1 protein-coding gene is annotated in these 383 nt (G+C 66.6%); it reads left to right on the top strand.

Annotation, left to right across the window (positions count from 1 at the left end; translation table 11 throughout):
* The coding region (locus tag CDN38_RS27815; RefSeq protein WP_142361393.1) for an AMP-binding protein at positions 1–383 on the top strand (383 nt) is incomplete at both ends.

The following is a 383-nucleotide window of genomic DNA, read 5'->3' on the forward strand; positions in this document are numbered from 1 at the left end:
CGGTGTCGATTCCGGTGGCCTTCGCCGCGCGGGTGGCGCGGGCCCCGGATGCGGTGGCGGTGACTTTCGAGGGTTTGTCGGTGACGTATCGGGAGTTGGAGGAGGCTGCTAACCGGGTTGCGCATCTGTTGGCCGGGCATGGTGTGGGCCCGGGTGAGTGTGTGGGGTTGTTGTTTTCGCGTTCGGTGCAGGCGGTCGTGGCGATGTTGGCGGTGCTCAAGACCGGGGCGGCTTATCTGCCGATGGACCCGGCGCTGCCGGGGGCGCGTGTGCAGTTCATGGTTGCTGATGCCGCGCCGATCGTCGCGTTGAGCACCGCTGATCTGGCTCACCGGTTGGGCGGGTGCGACCTGCTGGTCATCGACATCGATGATCCTGCTGTC

The organism is Mycobacterium ostraviense (genome assembly GCF_002705925.1).
Lineage (GTDB): Bacteria > Actinomycetota > Actinomycetes > Mycobacteriales > Mycobacteriaceae > Mycobacterium > Mycobacterium ostraviense.